A 19,253-nucleotide genomic window follows, 5' to 3' on the forward strand; every position below is an offset into this window, starting at 1 on the left:
CGAGGCATGGGTAGGCAGCGGCTGGTCGCCGCCGATGCGGGGAGCCACGGCCTACGCCCCTCGTGCTGATAGGCCACCGCCGAACGGGAATTGACCACTACTGAGCAGAGGAGACGGCCATGGCCACCGAGGACGCCACCGGAGTCACGTCCACCAGCGAGAGCACTCCCCGGCCAGCACGCGCGCGGTTCGCTTCGCCTCGGCCTCGACCCGCGGGCCGAGCACCGGGACGGGCCGCTCGCCTCGGGGCTCACGGAAGACAGCGACAGGAGGATGACCGGCAACCGGCGATAAGCCCATTGGTTGAAATATGCCGCCAGGAACCCGCCGCACGAAACCCTGACCCGCAGGACGATCCCCGTGCGGTGCACTGGAGTTGGCAGCCGGCGCGGCGATCCGACCGAGGAGCACGTGACGACGGGCACTGCGACGGCTCGCCAGGTAGAACAAAAAGTCCGGCACGGCACACCAGGTGTGCCGGGCCGGACTTCGCTACTGAGTATCGGGGACAGGATTTGAACCTGCGACCTCTGGGTTATGAGCCCAGTGAGCTACCGAACTGCTCCACCCCGCGTCGGTGAACATGGCCCTACGGCACTGCGGGGGTAACGCGAAATCCGGTCGTGGTGGAGCGGCGGCCCGACCGGTGACACTCCCGGACAAATACCCTCCGCGTACGACCGTTAGCATAGAGTGGCTGCCGATGTGATGGGTTCCGCGCGATTGGCGCGTTCTGGCTGGCATCCCGCCCGATGGGATGTCGCCTGGCGCTGTGTCGTGTTCCCATCACTCGGTGTACTGGTTGGCACTGGTGGCGCACGCTCTGGCGCGCCGGTACGGATGCCTCCGGCAAGTGCTTCCTGCCGTCGCGTTGCGCACGAGAGGATCTCCGCCCCATGCCCGTGGCCATCGTCGACCTGCTCGACTCCTTCCCCGCCCCGGGCGAGGACTTCGTGCTGCCCCTGGATTCGATCGAACTGCCGGAGCTCTACCAACTGTTCGGCGCGGGCAAGGAGTTCGTGCTGCAGGTGACCGAGGCCATCCGGGACGAGCTGACCGTGATCGGCACAGCCGCGCTGCTGAACGGGCGCGAGGCCGTGCTGCGCCTGGAGTTCCTCGCCGACACGGCGGGCCGGTACGTCGCCGGGCTCAAGGCTGGCATCGATGTGGCGGTGGGGCTGATCGAACTCGCCGGGGCCTGGGAGCTGGACCTCGGGGACGTGCCGCCGGCGTTCCTGGCCGAGGTGCGCCAGCTGCTGGCCCGGTACGACCTGACGAACAGCCAAGTGGTCATCGGCGCGGAGACCGAGCACCTTCGGCTGGTGTTCGCCGCGCCGTCGATCGGCGGGCCGCTGGTGGCGCTGGTCGGCGTCAAGGAGAGCGGCGCCCTGCTCGCCGAACTGCCGTACATCGGGGGCGAGATCCCCGACGGCGAGCTGATCGGGGTGCACGGCGTCGAGGTGATCGTGGCGGCCGGGAGGCTCACCGCGGCGCAGAGCGCGGCGGTGAACGCCGCGGTGACCGCGGCCGTCGGCAGCGCGCAGTGGTGGCCGCTGCTGCCGGAGCGGGAGCTGGCTGCGGGCGTCTGGGTGGGCGCCACCTACCAGTTGCCGAGGCAGGACCCGCAGGTGTGGGCCGTTCGATTGACGGTCCCTCAGGTCGACTGGGTGCCGAGCTTCCCGCCCCTGGTGCTCGGGCGGTTCAAGCTCTCCGGCTTCGGCCTGCGCTGGCCGTTGGCGGGCTCCGGCGGCGGGGGTGGCGGCAGCGGCCTGGGGGTGTACTTCCAGCTGTCCGTCAAGCTGGGCTGGCTCGACCTGCAACTCCCCGACGTCGGCTTCGACTTCTCACTGCCGGACCTCCCGGACGCGGGCGGCTTCTCGGTCGTTCCGCGCCTGCCGTCGCTCGGACTCTCCGTGGGCGGCCTGGAGTTGACCTTCACGGTGCCCAAGGGGCCGGAACTGCCCCAGCTGCCGGGGTTCCCCGGGCTGCCGGGGCTCGGGCTGCTGACCGGCTGGTGGGACAGCGCCGATGGTGGCGGGGGCGGGAAACGGCTGCGGGACCTGCTCGCCCTCTTCTTCGGCACCGAGCTGCCCCCGCTGCCGGGCAGCTTCAATCCCGAACTGCCTTCTCTCGGACTGCGGTTTAACCTGACCGTCGGCGACTTCGAACTGACCGGCGAGTCGGAGTGGCTGCGGTTCGTACTGAGCGGCCTGCCGCCGCTGTCGGGCCCGGAGGGCTGGGGCAGGGTCGTGCTGCTGGGGGTCAAGGGCCTCGGCGCCTGGCTGGCGGATCTGCCGTTCATCGGGGGCCTGCTCACCGACCTGCCCGACTTCCTGCTGAACGGGATCAGTCTGGCCGGGATCGGATCCGGCCTCAGCCGACCGCAGTTGGAGCTGCTGAACGGATGGATCGGGGCCTTCCCCGGCGGACGGGACGGCTGGTGGCCCACCCTGGACTGGGACTCCTCCGGCGGTGGCGCCGGCAGTCAGGGCTGGTCGCTGGACGTGAACTGGCGGCTGCCCGGCCGTCCCGCCGTGGCCTGGGGGATGCCTTGGCCGCCGCTCACGCCCCCCAACCTGTCCTGGCTGGAATTCCCGGAGCTGAAGATCGAGCCGCTGGTGATCTCGGGCATCGGCCTGTCCTGGCCGGCCCTGGACGAACCGGACTGGAACTTCGGCAGCGACTGGGTGCTGCGCATCGTCTTCGACGTCAAGCTCGTGCTCGGCGGCGGCATCTCGCTGGGCCTGCCCGGCCTCGGATTCGACATCGACCTGAAGCAGTTCACCAATGTGCACCCCCGGTTCCCGCGCCTGACGCTGACCCTGCCCGGCGGGTTCGACATGACGTTCGACATCCCGATGCCGACCGGCCCGACGCCGCCGATCGCGCTGACCGCCCGCTGGCGGGACGACGGCGACGGCGTCCCGGCCTCCGACCTGATGCTCGGCCTGGGCATGACCGTGGCGACCGCGGTGATCCCCGACCAGCTGATGCCGCGCCTGCACTCGGCCGCGGTGCGCTTCGACTTCCGGACCTACGAGATCGTGGTGGCCGCGACCTCCTCGTTCTTCGGCTGGATGCTGGCCGTCCAGCCCGCCAACGACCCCTCGCGCCGCCGCTACCTGGTGGCGGTGCGCGGCACGGTGCAGGCGAAGGCCTCCGATCTGCCCATCGTCGACGCGACCGATCCGAATCGCGACGTCACCGTGAGCGACATCCAGTTCGCCTACGCGGGGGTGACCAGCGGCGCGGTCCAGCGGGGGTGGACTGCCGCCGAAGTGCTCAAGCTGAACCAGCTGCTGGCCGAGTTCGGCACCGAAGCCGCTGTCGCCGCCGCGGACCCGACGGCCGCCGGCCTGCTGCCGGTGCTGCTCCCCGGCGACTTCGAGCCCGAGACGTCCGTGATCTGGGCGAAGCTCGGCTTCGAGGGCGGCAAGCTGGACCTGGTCTATCCCGCCGACCGGGAGTTCCCGGTGCTCGGCCAGGGCGGCAGCGTGGTGCTGGGCCGCGAGCGGGCCGAGGAGGAGAAGCGCCGCTTCGACGGGTACGCGCTCGGTCCGGTGCGGTTCAGCCACGCCGCGCTGGGCTACGCGCACGGGCAGCTGTTCATCGCCCTCGACGCCACCATGGCGATCGGCCCGCTGACCTTCGAACTGCTGGGCCTGGGCCTCGGGGTGGACAAGGACTGGAAGGTCAGGCCGGTGCTGCGCGGCGCCAGCAGTGCGCTGGAGCACCCCGGCCCGCCCAAGGCGGTGATCTCCAGCGCGTTCACCCGCGTGGATCTGGGCCCGGACTACGAGCTGGCGTTCGGTGCCGCGGGCCGGATCGAGCTGCTCGACACCTTCGTCCTGCAACTGACCGGCAGTTGGGCCAAGCACAAGGACGGCTGGGACTCGATCTTCGCCTACGCCGAGTTCGTGGCGGGCAAGAACCTGGCCAACGGCCGGCTCACCATCGGCCCGGTCACCTTCACCGGCATCGTGCTCGGCTTCGGCATCAACAGCACCGTGCGCATCCCCACCACCGGCGAACTCGCCACCTTCCCGCTGATCAAGCGCCTGGGGGCGACGGCCGACGAGCCGAAGATGACCCCGGGGCAGGCGCTGAACGAACTGGCCGGTACGGACGGCTGGGTGACCCCGGCCCGGGGCCAGTACTGGGTGGCCGGCGGCGTGGAGTTCACCGTCTACGAGTTCATCGAGGCCCGGGCGCTCGCCCTGGTCGAGTGGGGCCAGGCGGGCTGGAAGGTGATGCTGGCGGGCAGCACCACGATCCTGCTGCCGCCCAGGCTGACGACCTCCAGCGAGGCCTTCGCGGGGGCGCCGCAGGCCGTCAACCTGCCCTGCCTCGGCAAGGTCGTCGTGGACTTCGTCTACGTCTACGACTCCGCGCTCGGCCGCTTCTCGATGGACACCGTGATCGCCAGGGGCTCCTACCTCCTCGACCCGGACGCGCAGCTCACCGGCGGCATCTCGCTCTACGTCTGGGGCAAGGACCTGCCCGGCGGGATCAAGAAGGGCTTCGTGCTCACCGTCGGCGGCTACCACCCCCAGTTCCAGGTCCCCGCGCACTACCCGAAACCGCCGCGGATCGGCTGGCTCTGGAAGCGCGGCCCGATCACCATCAGGGCGCAGTCCTACGCGGCGCTCACCGACGGCGCGTTCATGATCGGGGGTGCGCTGTCGGCCGTCTTCGACGCGGGCAACAACATCCGTCTGCAGGCGTGGTTCACCGCCCACGTCGACGCGCTGGTGCAGTGGAAGCCGTTCTACGCCGACCTTAACTTCAACCTGAGCATCGGTGTCGCCGCCACCGTCAAGGTGCTCTTCGTTCGGGTGCGGGTCTCGCTGGAGGTCGGCGTCAGCCTGCAGCTGTGGCTGCCGCCGCTCGGCGGGCGGGCGAAGGTGAAGGTCTGGTTCATCTCCTTCACCATCGGTTTCGGCGCCGCCCGCGAGGGCGCACCGCCGGTGCCCTGGGAGGACTTCCGGATCCAGCTGCCCGCGCCCTCGCGCACCGCGCTGAAGCGGGGCTGCGAGCTGCCCGATGTCACCAAGGACGAGTTCGAGGCCCGCACGGCGGCCGAGCTGCCGGAGCTGGTGCGGATCGACGGCTTCACCGTGTCCGTGGAGTCGGCGCTGCCCGCCTCGAAGATCACCCTCAACGGTGCCCTGTTCGCGGGCAGCGAGGAGGCCAGGATCGACATCCGCCCGATGCGGCTGACCGGTGTCGTCTGCGAGCAGGTCGTGGAGATCCTCGACCAGCGAGGCAAGCAGTACGACTGGAAGGCGGAGGGCTGGACGGTCACGCCCACGATCGAGGGCATGCCGCAGGCCCTGTGGGGCGTGCCGCTGGACGACCCCGACCAGGCGCTCAAGCAGCCCGGCCTCGTCCCGGACTGCCTGACCGGGCTGACCATCGTGGTCCCCGAACCGACCAAGCAGCTGGGCGTCGGTGACGTCCCGTCCAAGGCCCTGGACGTCGAAGGCCTGCCGTCCAGCCGGATGCCGCTGCGCGACGGCGCCGTGGCCGGTGAGTCCCCGGTCCCCGACGAGGGCAGCGTCGGCGTGATCACCAGCACCCTGGCGGCCACCGCGGCCAAGCGCACCCGGCTGCACGAGGCACTGGCCGCACTCGGCGCCGCACCGGGCAGCGACGGCCCGCTGACCCAGTCCGCGAAGAAGGCCGGCAAGACCCTGACCGACCCCCCGCTCCTGACCGCAGCCGCGAGGTGACCGCGATGCCCACCCGACCCGACCTCAACGTCTCGTTCTACGATCACCTCGATCCCAAGGTCACCGCCGACGTCTACACCATCACCGTCGAGCACCTGCTGACCAAGGACGGCGTGCGGATCGACACTGAGGCCGACCCACTGCCCAAGGCCTCGGACAGCTACGAGATCCGCGCCGCGCAGTTCGTGCTGGACCCCTCCTCCGTTCACGCCGTCTTCCCGCCGCCCGGCGCGGCGGGGCTGTACACCCACGTGCTGCCGCACATCACCCTGAGCCGGGCCATCCTGCCCTGGGAGCGGCAGCTGCGGGGCCGGCTGGCGGCCAAGGAGCCCTGGCTGGCGCTGCTGGTCTTCGCCGCAGGCGAGCTGGACGACGACCCGGACGCCCAGGGCGAGTTCACCATCCGGCCGATCAGCGAACTGCGCGAGCCCGGCGCGGGTATCAACGGCCCGGAGCTGTCCGGCACCATCGACGGCAGCAACCCGTGCCGCACCATCGACCTGCCGGTCGCCGTCTTCCACGCGATCGTGGCGCGCCAGGACGAGCTGTTCCACCTCGCCCACATGCGCGACGTGCACACCGCCCCGCAGCGCCGCGACAACGGGGAGATCCTGACCGAGGGCGAGTACGCGGTGCTGGCCGCCAACCGGTTCCCGCGCACCCCCGGGAGCTACGCGGTGCACCTGGTCTCGCTGGAGGGCTGGCTCGGCCGCCTGGCGCCCGGCACCCTGCCCGCCAACGAGAAGGTGCGGCTGTGCAGCCTGTGGTCCTGGTCCTTCACCAACGACCCTGTCGGCTCGCTCGACCCGGCCGGCCTGCTGCGCAACCTGGTCCGCCCCGGGTACACCGACCCGGAGGGCCTCGGGCTGCGGCTGGCTCCCGTCGGCGAACCGTCGGCCACCCCGGAGACGGAACACGCGCGGACCCGGCTGCACCGCGGCTGCACCGCCGTCGCCTACCGCACCCTGGCCGGGGAGGACACCTACGCCTGGTACCGCGGCCCGTTCACCCCGCTGACCGCCCCCGAGCTGCCCGTCGAAGCCACCAAAGGCCCGCACACCACCGCCGACCACGCGCTGATCTACGACAGCGAGTACGGCCTCTTCGACGTCAGCTACGCCGCCGCCTGGACGCTGGGCCGCGCCATCGCCCTCGCCGACCCCGACTACAGCAGCGAAGTCGTCCAGGCGCGGCGGGAGTTGGCCAACCGCGCCGCCGCCCTGCTGGCCCTGAGCGCCGACCCGGCCCGCGCCATGACCGACCTGGACGAGCCGGCCGGTACCGCCGCCCTGCGCAAGCTGGCCGCGCCCGGCTTCGGCCGCGGCCTGGTCGAAGCCCTGCGCGCCCCCACCGTCCAAGGGCCACCCCCGGTGCGGGCGGCGCGCCGGAACCGACTTGAGCCGTCTGCCCTGCTCGCCGAACCCCGTGCCCACAGCTCGCTCCTGAAGCTGGCTCAGGACACCACCCCGACCATGCCCGACTGGCTGGAGCGCCTGGGCCTGCTCAACGGCGTGCCCTTCGCCCACCTGGTGCCCGACCCGCGGATGCTGCCGCCCGAGAGCCTGCGCGCCTTCCGGATCGACCCGGCCTGGATCCAGGCGCTGGTCGCCGGCGCCGCCGACGTCGCCGCCCACACCACCCTCGACCACGACCTCCACCCCGTGCTCACCGAGCGCCTGAGCCGGACCGGCAGCGCGCCGCCGGTGGCGGGCCTGCTGATGAACTCCGAACTCGTGCGCGCCTGGCCCGTCTTCGACATCCTCGCCACCACGGCGGACGGCGAACCGGTGGGCGAGCTGCGCCGCGACCACCTCGCGCCGGACGTGCTGCTGGTGCTCTGGGACGCCGTCCCGGACCAGATCGCCATTCGCGAGCCGGGCCAGGGCATCCACTTCGGGATCAACTCCGAGGAGCGGATCAGCCTGCGGCACCTGACGGGCAACCGCGTCGGCTACCCGACCGACACCGAGTTCCCCGACCCCGGCGTGCCGGGCTCCGGTACCGTCTTCGACTACCTGCGCCCGGGCCGGGGCGGGGCCCTGCCGGACGTGCTGGACCTGGGCGGCTCCGGCGGGTTGCTGCGGGCCCTCTCGGCTGCCTGCCTGCCGAGCGGTGATCTGTCGCCCGGTCAGTTCGCGCTGGAGCTGGTCAACGCACCGCTGGAGCAGCTGCTGCTGCCGCCCACGGTGCGCCGCGACTGCGTCGCCGGCACCATCGCGCAGTACGGCCAGGGGGCGGCGTTCGGCGCCGCGGATCCGCTCATGGTCGAGAACGAGGGCCCGACCAGCACCACCACCCGGATCGCCTACCTGCGCTTCGACACCACCCAACTCCCGCCGCCCGAACAGATCGGCAAGGCACTGCTGCGGGTGTACGCCGCCGCCCAGGACGCGGGCGACTTCGACCTCAAGGCGTACGCCACCGGCAACGACTGGGGCGAGTCCACCCTCGCCTGGGCCGACCGGCCCGCCCTGTCGGCCGATCCCGTCGCCGGCGCGCACGTCGGCGCCGTCGACGCCTGGGCCTGGCTGGAGTTCGACATCACCGCGCTCCTGCGCCGGCACAGCGGCGACGAGCTCTCGGTCGCGCTCGGCAAGGACCAGGGCGGCAACGGGATCGCCCGGATCGCCTCCCGCGGGGCCGCCGACAACCGGCCCCACCTCAGCATCACCATCACGCAGCCGACACTGGACTCCGGGGAAGAGCGCTGATGACCGACACCGACCTGATCGTGCCCGTCGAGCTGCACGCACTGGTGGCCAACCGCGCGGTCCGCGCCGACAAGGACCGGTTCAAGCGCTGGTCGCCGATGTTCACCATGATGCTCAACGAGGAGTTCAAGACCAGCGGCGAGCCCGAGCCGTACGAGAACCTGCAGGACTACTGGACCGGCACCGGCTTCGAGGGCGTCCACCTGCAGTGGCAGCTCCCCGAGGCGCTGACCACCGGCCACCTCGACCACGACAGCGGCGAGAGCACCTTCCCGCTGGTGCCCAACCGCTGGCTGGTGGTCCGCTACGCCACGGTGCGCGGCGCCACCACGGTGGCCGGCTGGGTGGTGCACAGCGACTACCTCTCCTCCCAGCGCCCCGACGCCAACCCGATCTGGGACGGCAGCAACTCCTACCTGAACCCGTATGCCGCCACCGCCACCACCGACCGGATCGGCCGCGCCCACGACCTGGCCACCGGGCCGTGGCACGATCCCCGCGAGGACGACCCCGCGCCCCGGCCGCTCTTCCTGACCGCGATCGGGTCCGGGCTGCCGGCGTTCGCCGCGTTCGCGCCCTACCACCGCAACGTCTTCCTCTTCCAGGACACCCTGCAGGACCTGCGCGACCGGCAGCACGGCGACAACTACCCGCCGGACGCGATGCTCAGCTACGCCGTCATCGGCTGGTACTCCGACGACGACGCCGACATCCTGCGGCAGGCCCCCGAGATCCCCGACCTGCTGCCACCCGGCGCCGACCCCGGCAACCTGGTCGACGTGCTGGAAGCCCTTGGCTGGGCGGTACCTGACTGTGCGTCAGGCGCGATCAGGCGCACCCGCTACGCCGGCACCGCGCTGGGCGTCGACTGGCAGCGCGAAGGCCTGGTCCCCGACTCCGACCGGCCCGACGGGACGTCGACCAAGTTCGCCCTCGGCCACAGCACCGCCGACGCCGGCGCCGCGCTGGTGGCCCAGCAGACCCGGTCGGCCCGCGACGGCGACCTGATCAAGGCGCTGTTCCACGGCGAACTCGGGGCGATGGACAGCGCGGACGGTCCGATCGACCTGGACGAGGCGATGCGCCGCTCCTGGTTCAGCGGCAGCGAGGGCGGCTCCCTCTGGCGGGTCGTCAACCGGCCAGCCGAGCAGGACACCGACGAACCGGCCCCCGAACTCCCGCAGCCCGAATGGCTGGACCGACTCAACGACCACCAGGCCGAGTACGACCAGGGCATGGCCGAACTCGCCCGCCTCCAGTGGCGGTTGTGGTCACTGTGGTGGCTGCGCGAGCTGCCCGAGAAGCGGCGGCCCAAGCCGTTCGAGTTCGACGTGGCAGCATGGAACGGCGAGATCACCGCCGTCGGCGAGCAGATCAGCGCCTTGCAGGCGACCCTTGAGGAGCTGCAAACGGCGATCGACGAGTTCGCCGACCGGGAACTGCCCGAGACCCAGGAGCTCAAGCGCTCCCCGCAGCCATCCTTCTACCGACCGGCCGACCCGGTGATCGTGATGGAGGGCGCCGGCACCACCCAGCCGCTGGGCCGGCCGGACGACCAGCCGTTGCCCTGCCGACTGCCCTCCGCGCTGCTGACCCGGGTGCGGATCGGCGGCGCGGACGTCACCCCGGCCCCCGACCCGCCGGCCCCCGACCTGACCGGCCTGCCCGAGCTGTGCCGCCCGCTGATCGCCGAACTGGCCATGCTGGACCGGGCCGCCCGCACCGGCAGCGCGCTCGAGGACATCGTCGCGCGGCCGGCGGACCTCACCGACGGCCCGTTCCCCGAGTACACCCGGGTCTGGCGCCAACCCTGGCTGCCGATGTACCTGCAGTGGCGGATCAAGTACTGCGCGACCCCGTTCCGCAGCGGCGGCACCGGCCAGGGCGGCAGCGACAACTGGACCTTCGACGGCGACGACTACCACTGGAACGGCACCGGCGTGCCCGAGGGCGACGGCGAGGGCGGCGTGCGCTGGACCAGCTTCGCCGGGCGCTCCTTCCTCACACCCGGCCTGTCCTACGTGCTGCGCGAGCAGGCCAAGCGCAAGCTCGCCGGGGCGCCGGACGAGCTGCTGGGTCAACTGCGCCTCCTGCAGGACGACTTCGACGAGCTGGACATCCTCTCCCAGACCCTGGACGGCTTCAACGACTGGCTGATCCAGCAGAACGGCGCGGCCCAAGTCACCACCGACCAGCGCATCCTGGACCTGGCCGGGCAGAGCAACCACGTGCCCGACGCGGCCGGGGACCGCCGCGAGCAGCGGTTCCAGCCCGTGCGGGCCGGGCAGTTCTACTTCACCGAGCTGCACGTCATCGACCGCTTCGGCCAGGCCCTGCGGCTGGTCACGGCCCTGGACTCGCAGCCTGCCCAGCTCGCCCCGGTCCGTGCGGCCAGCGTCACCCCGGACCCCGAGAAGCCCCTCTTCCCCGGCGCCAAAACGGACCGCTTCATCCAGCTGCCGCCCCGGCTGCTCCAGGACGCCCGGATCCGCTTCGAGCCCGTGCACCACAGCGACGACCGCCCGCTGGCGGCGGTGAGCAGCGCGCCCGACCCGCTCGGCGACACGCCGGTGGCCGGCTGGCTGCTGGTCAACCACCTCGACCAGACGCTGCTGGTCTACGCCCCGGACGGCAGCCCGCTGGGTGAGCTGCGGGTGATCCGCACGGCAGCGGGGCAGCGGGAGATCGCCTGGAACTCGCTGCCGCACGCCCGCTACGACGAACCCGGGGACTTCGAGGGCGTCTACCCTCATGTGGCCGGTTTCGCCAGCGAGTTGGTCGGCCGCGACGCCGACACCTTCGGCCTGCTGATGACCACGATCGACCGGGCGCTCAGCCGGATCGCCGACCCCGCGCCCGAGGAGGACCGCACCCCGGCCCGGCTGATCGGACGGCCGGTCGCCATGATCCGGGCCCGGCTCGGCCTGGAACTGCTGGGCCCGCCGCTGACCGACCCGGCCTGGGACGAGGCGCTGCGGCCCAGCGCGCAGGAGTACCCGGACTACCGGTGGCCGGTGCGCCTGGGCGCGTACGAGCGGCTGGCCGACGGGCTGATCGGCTACTACACCTCCGAGCCCGGCCAGGACACCTCGTACCGGCAACTGCACGTGCCCGTCCAGGGCCGTGACACCGCGGCCTACGCGTCTGCGGCGGCCGACGACGGCCCGTACTTCTCGCTGATCGGCACCGGCGCCGGGATCGCGATGCCCGCCCGTTCCGTCGACCGCTCCCTCTCCCGGTACCTGACGCTGCTCGCCTGCCCGCACACGGCCGTGCACGCCACCACCGACCTCCTCCCCGTCACCTCGCTCGCCGTGGACGCCGACCTCACCCACCGGGCGCTGGCCGCGATCCGCGCCTCGTTCCGCCTCAACCCGCTGCTGGCGCCGGTCCGTTCGGAGGAGCCGACGCGAGGTTCGGCCCGCTCCGAGCCGGAGCCTGCGAACAGCGGCATCTTCATGCCGCGACCCAGCGCCCTGCACGGCGCCTGGAGTTGGGCCGAGCCGCTGGTCTCGGGGGACGGGCCGCCACTCTGGACCGACCTGCCGATCCTGCCCGCCGACGACCTGTCACACCCCGACGACCCGGTCCCGGCCGCCCGCGCCGGCTACCTGCAACTGCACCCGCGCGCGGATGGCCAAGGAGAGACCCGATGACCCTGCTGCTCCCCTACCGGGTGGACATCACCCCCGGACCGGCCACCGCCGATGACGCCCCGCCGCGTTACCACCAACTCCGTTTGACGGTGGGCGAGGAGGGCCAGGGCCGCGCCGAGCAGCCGGTGCGCTGCACCCGGATCGCGGTGCGCGTGCCGGCCCCGACCAGCGACCCGCGCCTCGCGCGCCAGCCGCTGGCCTTCTCCACCACGGTCCCGTCGGTGCGCAGCAGCGCGCAGGGCCAGGAGTGGTGGATCGTGCCCGACACCACCGACCCGGCCGCCACCGTGTTCGCCTGCGTGCCGGACCAGCCCGCCCGGTTCGACGGCACCTGGACCATCTCGTTCCTGATCGAACTGGACCCCGGCTTCGAGACCACCGACGTCGAGATCACCGAGGAGACCGCCGCCGACAACGGCCCGGTCAGCAACCGCAGCAGCCGGGTAGCAGCCACCGTGCTCGCCGCCGGCGCATGGGAAGGACAGGAGTGACCGCCATGGAACCCACCGCGGATACGAATCTGGTCAAGCCGGCACGGGGGACGGTGCCGAGCCCGTTGCGGGTGAGCACGATGGACGAGCTGGAGTACGGGACGGTGGTGCTGCGCTTCGGCCGTGACCTGCCGTCCGGAACGTCCAAGGTGTACTGCAAGGGGATCACGCTCACGGTGCCGACGGGGGGCTCGGGTGCGGACCTGACGATCGAGCCGTCGTTGATCAACACGGCGGTGAGCAAGGTGGAGGGTGAGGCACAGGGAACGCAGTGGTGGATCGACCGGGACACGACGGATCCGAACAAGGCGGTCTTCTCGTTCGTGCCGGAGACCACGGCGGTGTTCGACGGGAGTTGGGCGGTCAGTTTCACACTGTCGGGGATCGAGGTGAATTCGTCGATCGGCCCGGTGGACCTCGACATCGAGGAGATGACGTCCACGACGGGGGCGGAGGGCAGTTACCAGAAGCGCACCGGGCAGGTGAAGGTGAAGAAGGGGAATGACGAGTTCTTCTTCCACAGCCTGCGCCCCGAGACGGTTGTCATCAACCGGGGCACGCGCGTGAAGCTGCTCTGGAAGGCACCTGCCGACCCCCGCATCACGTACACGATGTACTACCGGAAGGCGGACGGGACTCAGACGCTCGACAATGTCCAGGCCAACTTCACGAACCAGTCCTGGACGTCGCTGGCGTTGGACAACAACGCCAACTTCACGCTCAAGGCGACCGTTGACGGGAAGGACTACTTCCTGACCACCTACCTGACCGTCAACACCCCCAACGTCGTGGTCAACACGCTGACCGCCACTAGCCACGTCACCGTGGAGGCGGCCGGGACGCTCACGACATACGGACCCCTCGACGCCAACGGCGACGTCACGATCAAGGCGGACAAGACCCTCACCGTCGGTGGGGCAATCGCCGCCAACGGGGGAATCAGTGCCACCGCGGTCACCGCCGACGGCGCCCTCACGGCCAATGGTGACGTGACTGTCGCCGCGGGAAAGGCCCTCATCGTGAAGACCATCAAGTCGCCCGAAAATCACGCGCTCACCATCGAGAACATGCCGACGGCAAATCCCGCGAACAAGGTGAAGATCAATTTCGACAATGGTGTTCTCGCTGTCACGGGAAATGAGACCTACAGTGGTGCCATCAGTACCATTAGTATTTCGGCTAGTGAAATCACCGGACGCGGGCCCTATGCCGAGCTCAGTCTTAAAGGAATTGCCAGAATTGGTGACCTGCGGGGTCTGGGGGATAATGCAGCGCCCGTGGTAGTCAACTCTCCGATCACCGCCACCAAGACCTTGACCGCTAGCGGTGGAATCTCCGCCACCACTCTCACTGCGAGTGGCCAGATCGCCGCTAATGGGAGCGTTGTCGTCAACGGCCCCGCAGATGGAGGGGTAGCCAACAGCTACCTGTGGATCAAGAATGGAGCCCGCCTCGACACCGAAGCCGGCTCTGCCCTCAACGTCTACGGTGCTCTGGGCATCCTCCACAGTACCTCGAGCATCTCCGGGCGCTTCAAACCACCCACCGACGGACTGGTCATCGGATTCGGCAATGGCAGCCCAGTTCACGTCAAGGGCGGAGGACTGACGGCACCGACCACAATGTCACGAGACACAAAAGACTCGATCGTGGTTCCGGTGCGACGGGGAAATGATGTATGGCTCGAAGGAAGTGGCGGAGGCTGGCGCTGGATCCCGTTCGGCGGGCGAGGTCCCGCTGTAGCCGGCGTCCAGTCCAAGGAGGGAGCAGAGCCGACCGAACTTGGAGAGGTCACCACCGGGAGCGCATCGGGTGGCGCTGGCCTGGGCGAGGGGCACGTCGACCGCCCCCCAGTCCCACCGGCCGGTGCCGATCAGGACTGAACCGTTTCGGCGGCGCCCACCCGACCGGCCCGCTCAGGAGTCGGACCATCGCTCGAGCCAACTGCTCTTCCAGGCACCCTGAACTGCATGGATGACATTCTCGGCAGGCGCAGTGTGCCGGGCCGTCGGGGCGGCCCCAGAGCTGTTCGTTGCAGGGTGGACAGAGTTGGCCCTGGTGCATGGCTGGTCCGGGTCCGAGCGCTCTCGGCCACCGGGTGGCTGCGGTGTCAGATGAGCCGGTCCCGCTTGTCTGCGGCGATGGCGCGGACGAGTGCGGCGAACTGTGCGCGGCTGTGGTGGTGGTGCCGTTGGGCCGTCTCGTCGTCCGATTCTTCCTCGTCGTCGTCCTGATCCTCGTCCTCGGCGTATTCCTCGTGGAGGAGCCAGCAGCCGTTGATGCCGGTGAGGAGGTCTTCGAGGAGGTCGCGGGCGGGCCGGCGCGGGTCCAGCGGGGTGAGGCGGATGCCGGTGAGCACGTCGTCCGCCTCCTCGGAATCGTCGTCGGCGTACTCGGTGATCACCTCCTCGGCCTCGTCGAGTTGCTCGCGGAGAGCGGCCGGGTCGGGCAGCACGCCGTCCGCGATCCGCATGGCGTGGCGCACCAGCCTCGTGACCGCGTCGTAGGGGGAGACACCGTCGTCGAGGAGTTCCAGAACGAGGGTGGGTGTCGCGTGGGGGAGTGCCTCGATGTTGTCCGCCTCCCGGATCACCTCGGTGGGTGCGTACCCGGACGCCTCGGAGACGGCCTCGGCGGCGGCGTACAGCCAGTGGGCGGCTGCCACGGCTGCGGCGGTGGGGTCGATGTCGGAGTAGAGCGCGGCCGGCCCGAACGGGTCCTCCTGCAGGAGCCGGTCGGCGGCGGCGACCTGGACGGGGGAGGCGCCTTCGCGGCTGAGCAGCACGGCCTGCCGGGCCCGTCCGGTGAGGTCGCCGAGTTCGGCACTCCCGACGGCGGCGAGCTCCGCCTGGGTCTCGGCGTGGACCGCCTCGGTCAGCTCCGGGATATCCAGGGCGAGCAGGGCGCGGCCGACTCGGTTCGCGCTCTCCAGCACCGGGCTGTACTCGACCGTCATCGCGCCGCCATGGGGGAGATTTGGCGAGGCCACGGCATCGGCGACGTCCTCGAATGCTTCGCGTTCCTGCTCCCTGCGCCAGCCCTCGCTGTTGACCTGCAACGAGTCGGCGGCGCTGGCTGGGTGGGTGTAGGTGCGCCAGGCTGCGGTCGACAGTTGGGTGAGCGCGCTGGCCAGGCGCGACAGTGCGGCGAGGTCCGCGCCGGCTGTGACGGCGGCGACCCGGGTGGCCAACTCGCCCTGCCCGGTGCCCCAGGTGGCGATGAGTTCGTGCCGATCAGGATCGACGCAGTACCGGGTCATGACGGACCACCTCCAGCTCGGCTCCGTCATACCACCGATCACTGGACCGTCATGACGCGAAGGAAGGTCTCTCACCCGATAAGGCTCCTGGAGCGGCCCCTGTCGTCGGCGCACGGGTGAGATACACCAGCCTCGGTTCAGCTTTGGGTGGGCGATGCTCCGCGTTGGGCTTGTGTCGGCCGCGATCGACCTTCGGGGCGAGAAGTCGGCGGGTCTGGCCACATGGTGGCGAAATATCGCTTTACGGAACTAGTTGATCACGAAGTGTGATCCGATCGGGTCCTGTCGCATGACGATGGTCGATGTCTGCTGGGTGCGTAGGCTGATCCGTCGGGCCTGGACGACTCACCGCTGGGACGGGCGCCCGAATCGCCGCCCATGAGAACACATGCCTACCCGTGGGACCTCTTGCGGTGTCTCAGCTTCGATGCTCGGCGGGAGCTTGAGGGCGACCACCCGGTTGGAGGTTGGTGCCGCTGGAGGTGTCCGGCGGCGCATCGCCCAGGGCGTTGTTGAGCGCTTTCAGCGCGGCGATCACCGCGTCGACCTCTGTGTCGGTGAGTGCGGGGAGCATCTGTCGCAGAGTCGGCTCGGCATCCCGGTTTCTGGCTTCCCGGGCCTGGATGCGGGCGTGGTCGGCGATCGTGGCGACGGTCCGGCGCCGGTCGGCCGGGTCGGCTCCCAGTTCGACCAGGCCCCGCTTGTGCAGTGACGCGACCACGGTGGATACCCGGCTCTGGGCGAAGCCGGTCCGCTGGGCGATGACCCCCACCGACTGCGGGCCGGCGTCGTAGAGGCACTCCAGCACCAGCAACTCGGTCGGTCCCAGGTCGGAGGCGTCCTTCATTGCCGAGATCGCGGCAGCGGTGAGCCGCCTGCCGAGATGGTGCAGGTCGGCAAGGTCCAGGGAACTCTTCGGCGATGTCACGTACATCCTCCTCCTCAGATGCATCTCGCATGATACATCCACCATAATGCATCACAAGAGATGTATCTTGGCAGATGCATCCGCCCTGAGAGGCGTGCCATCCCGAGAGGTCCCCAGGAGGAGACATGGCCCGACCGATAGCCCGAGTGCTGCTGTTCCCGCTCGCCATGGCCGCACTGCTGGTCGGCATCTACACCGCCGCCATGCACGCCCCGACACCGCACCACCTGAAGATCGCGGTCGCCGGACCACCCGCGCAGACCGAGCCACTGGCCGCTTCCCTGCGCCAGACCCTGGGCGACGCCTACGACGTCAGCACCGTCACCTCCACCGAACAGGCCCGGCAGCTGGTGGCGCACCGGGCCGTGGCCGCCGCCTACCTCCCCGCCCCTGCACCCGGTGACCGCAGCGCCGGCACGCCAGGCAAGACGTTCGCCCAACCTCCGCAGCCGGACGGCCCCGTGCTCTACATCGCCTCGGCCGCCGGTGCCGCCCAGGTCAACCTGGCCGCCGTGCCGTTCGAGAACGCCGCCGTCCAGCAGCACCAGTTCCTCCAGGTCCGCGACCTGGTCCCACTCAGCGCCCACGACACCAGCGACACCAGCACCATGTACGCCGCGATCGGCCTGACCCTCGCCGGCTACCTGTCGGCGGTCATGCTCTCGACCGTGTTCGGCACCGCCCTCACCCTCCGGCGCACCGTGGCCGCACTCGCCGCCTTCGGCGCCGTCGCCGCCACCGCCGTCTGGCTCATCACCGGCCCCGTCCTGGGCGCCGTGCACGGCTTCGCCCCCGCCATCGCCGTCACCGGCTGGCTCACCGTGATGGCCGTCGGCACGGCCACCCTGTTCCTGTCCCGCTTCTGCGGGCGCATGACCGCGCTGCCCGCCGTCGGGATCTTCATGTTCCTCGGCATGCCCGCCTCCGGAGCGGCCCTGCCCATCCAGGCCATGCCCGCACCCATCCGGGCCCTGCACGACCTGCTGCCGATGACCTCAACCGCCGGCAGCCTGCGCCAGATCATGTACTTCGCCGGCGACGGCATCACCCGCTACTGGCTCGCCCTCACCCTGTGGGCCCTCACCGCCCTCGCCCTGACCCTCGCCCACGACGCCATCAAGGCCCGCCACACCACCCACCGCAACGACACAGCCACCCGGCACACCGCCAAGCCCACCCCCACCCACTGACCGCACCCGGCACGCACACCACCCGCCACGCCCCAGAACGAGGCCCAACCCGTGACCGAAACACCACCGCCCTTCAACAGACACGACCACGACACCGCCCCGGCCAGCCCGACCAGTGACCCACAGACCCTGCTCGCCACCGAAACCGAGCTCACCGACCTTGACTTCACCGGCCTGGACCTGCGCCCGGCCCTGCGCCGCCATCAGCATCCCCGCACGTTCACCCGCTGCACCTTCACCGAAGCCAACCTGCGTGGCGCCCACCTCGCCGAGGTCGTCTTCACCGACTGCACCGCCACGGCGGCCGACTTCACCGGCGCCCTGCTCGACCAAGCCCGCTGGCAGGGCGGCAGCGCCGCCAAAGCCAACTTCACCGATGCCGACTGCGGCGACCTCACCTGCGACAGCACCGACCTGGCCAACACCCGGTGGGGCGGCGCCATGCTCGCCGACGCCACCTTCACCGGCTGCCGCATGATCGGCGCCCGCCTCACCGGCCACCGCGGGCTGGGCCTGCATCTCACCCGCTGCAACCTGGCCGTCGCCAACCTCAACGGCCTGAGCCTGCGCGGCTCCCACCTCGTCGGCATCCGCTTCACCGAAGCCGACCTCGGCGGCGTCGACTTCCGCGACACCACCCTCGAAGACTGCCGACTCGCCGACGCCAACCTACGAGCCACCGACTTCACCGGCGCCGACCTACGCGGCGCCGACCTCGGCGAACTCACCATCGCCACCGCCGCACAGTTCCGCGGCGCCGTCATCTCCCCCAGTCAAGCCGCCCAAATCTGCGCCGCCCTCGGCCTGAACGTCATCGGCTGATCCCTGACGGCAAGGCAAGCACAGGTCTCCCGACGATCACGGAGCGTCGCAACTCCGTGATCGCCAAAGCCTGTGCCGCGTCGCTGTCGGGGTACCACCACCGTGCCTATCTGCGTGGCCTCCAAGTCGTACAGCCAGAGTGTGATGCAAATCACGCACGGAGTCGGGCTCGAGTGCTACCTCTCACGCGCCTCTCACGGACTGGGTGTCATGGGGTGGCATCAGGCGTCATGCAGGGCGGATGAGATAGGCCCTGACCTGCGCGATTCGGACTGGTGAGCATCAGTCAGACGTTCGTTCGACTACTGGGGGTCAAGGGGTCGCAGGTTCAAATCCTGTCGTCCCGACTGGGGTTCGCCCCATTGTCGCAGGTCAGAGGCCGTTTTCTCGTTCGCGAGGAAGCGGCCTTCGGCGTGCGCTGGGGCTGCCTCTCACATTCGTCTCACGGTTTTCACGGTCCGACG

10 protein-coding genes and 1 tRNA gene are annotated in these 19,253 nt (G+C 70.5%); 8 read left to right on the forward strand and 3 right to left on the reverse strand.

The features are described from left to right. Positions 1–500 precede the first annotated feature (500 nt). Positions 501–574: transfer RNA gene (locus tag UK12_RS28250), tRNA-Met, on the reverse strand. Between the two features lie 322 nt (positions 575–896). Here UK12_RS28250 and UK12_RS36965 point away from each other — a divergent pair. From UK12_RS36965 to UK12_RS28275, 5 genes are read left to right on the forward strand one after another with little or no spacing between them, the layout of a single operon-like run. Beyond that, on the forward strand, positions 897–5,732 hold the full coding sequence (locus UK12_RS36965; RefSeq protein WP_052682209.1) for a DUF6603 domain-containing protein: 4,836 nt from the start codon (positions 897–899) through the stop codon (positions 5,730–5,732). Positions 5,733–5,737: 5 nt separating this feature from the next. Beyond that, positions 5,738–8,443 carry a CBM96 family carbohydrate-binding protein gene (locus UK12_RS28260; RefSeq protein WP_052682210.1) on the forward strand — a complete coding sequence of 902 codons (2,706 nt, stop codon included), beginning with the start codon at positions 5,738–5,740 and terminating at the stop codon, positions 8,441–8,443. Beyond that, positions 8,443–12,099: a hypothetical protein gene (locus UK12_RS28265; RefSeq protein ID WP_045306018.1), complete on the forward strand. Its 3,657-nt coding sequence runs from the start codon at positions 8,443–8,445 to the stop codon at positions 12,097–12,099. The genes UK12_RS28260 and UK12_RS28265 overlap by 1 nt, the downstream gene beginning before the upstream one ends. Continuing rightward, entirely contained in the window at positions 12,096–12,590 is a 495-nt protein-coding gene (locus tag UK12_RS28270) for a hypothetical protein (protein ID WP_045306019.1), read from the forward strand. Before UK12_RS28265 ends, UK12_RS28270 begins: the two co-directional genes overlap by 4 nt. 5 nt (positions 12,591–12,595) lie before the next feature. After that, entirely contained in the window at positions 12,596–14,473 is a 1,878-nt protein-coding gene (locus UK12_RS28275; protein WP_045306020.1) for a hypothetical protein, read from the forward strand. A gap of 227 nt (positions 14,474–14,700) precedes the next feature. Here the strand turns inward: UK12_RS28275 and UK12_RS28280 are convergent, their stop codons facing one another. Together UK12_RS28280 and UK12_RS28285 are read right to left on the reverse strand one after the other, a co-directional pair. Beyond that, the gene (locus tag UK12_RS28280) at positions 14,701–15,849 is read right to left on the reverse strand and encodes a hypothetical protein (protein ID WP_052682211.1); all 1,149 of its coding nucleotides are present in this window, start codon (positions 15,847–15,849) and stop codon (positions 14,701–14,703) included. A gap of 418 nt (positions 15,850–16,267) precedes the next feature. After that, positions 16,268–16,777: a MarR family winged helix-turn-helix transcriptional regulator gene (locus tag UK12_RS28285; RefSeq protein WP_197085235.1), complete on the reverse strand. Its 510-nt coding sequence runs from the start codon at positions 16,775–16,777 to the stop codon at positions 16,268–16,270. A gap of 125 nt (positions 16,778–16,902) precedes the next feature. On the opposite strand from UK12_RS28285, the gene UK12_RS28290 reads away from it, so the two are divergent. From UK12_RS28290 to UK12_RS43650, 3 genes are all read left to right on the forward strand, one after another. Then, the gene (locus UK12_RS28290) at positions 16,903–17,967 is read left to right on the forward strand and encodes a hypothetical protein (protein ID WP_045306021.1); all 1,065 of its coding nucleotides are present in this window, start codon (positions 16,903–16,905) and stop codon (positions 17,965–17,967) included. 51 nt (positions 17,968–18,018) lie between these two features. Continuing rightward, positions 18,019–18,789, forward strand: coding sequence for a pentapeptide repeat-containing protein (locus UK12_RS28295; protein WP_052682212.1), 771 nt, complete (start codon positions 18,019–18,021; stop codon positions 18,787–18,789). Between the two features lie 275 nt (positions 18,790–19,064). Next, positions 19,065–19,253: hypothetical protein (locus UK12_RS43650; protein WP_231591420.1), on the forward strand; the 189-nt coding region annotated here is incomplete at its 3' end.

This window comes from Saccharothrix sp. ST-888, assembly GCF_000955975.1.
In the GTDB taxonomy this organism is placed as follows: domain Bacteria; phylum Actinomycetota; class Actinomycetes; order Streptomycetales; family Streptomycetaceae; genus Kitasatospora.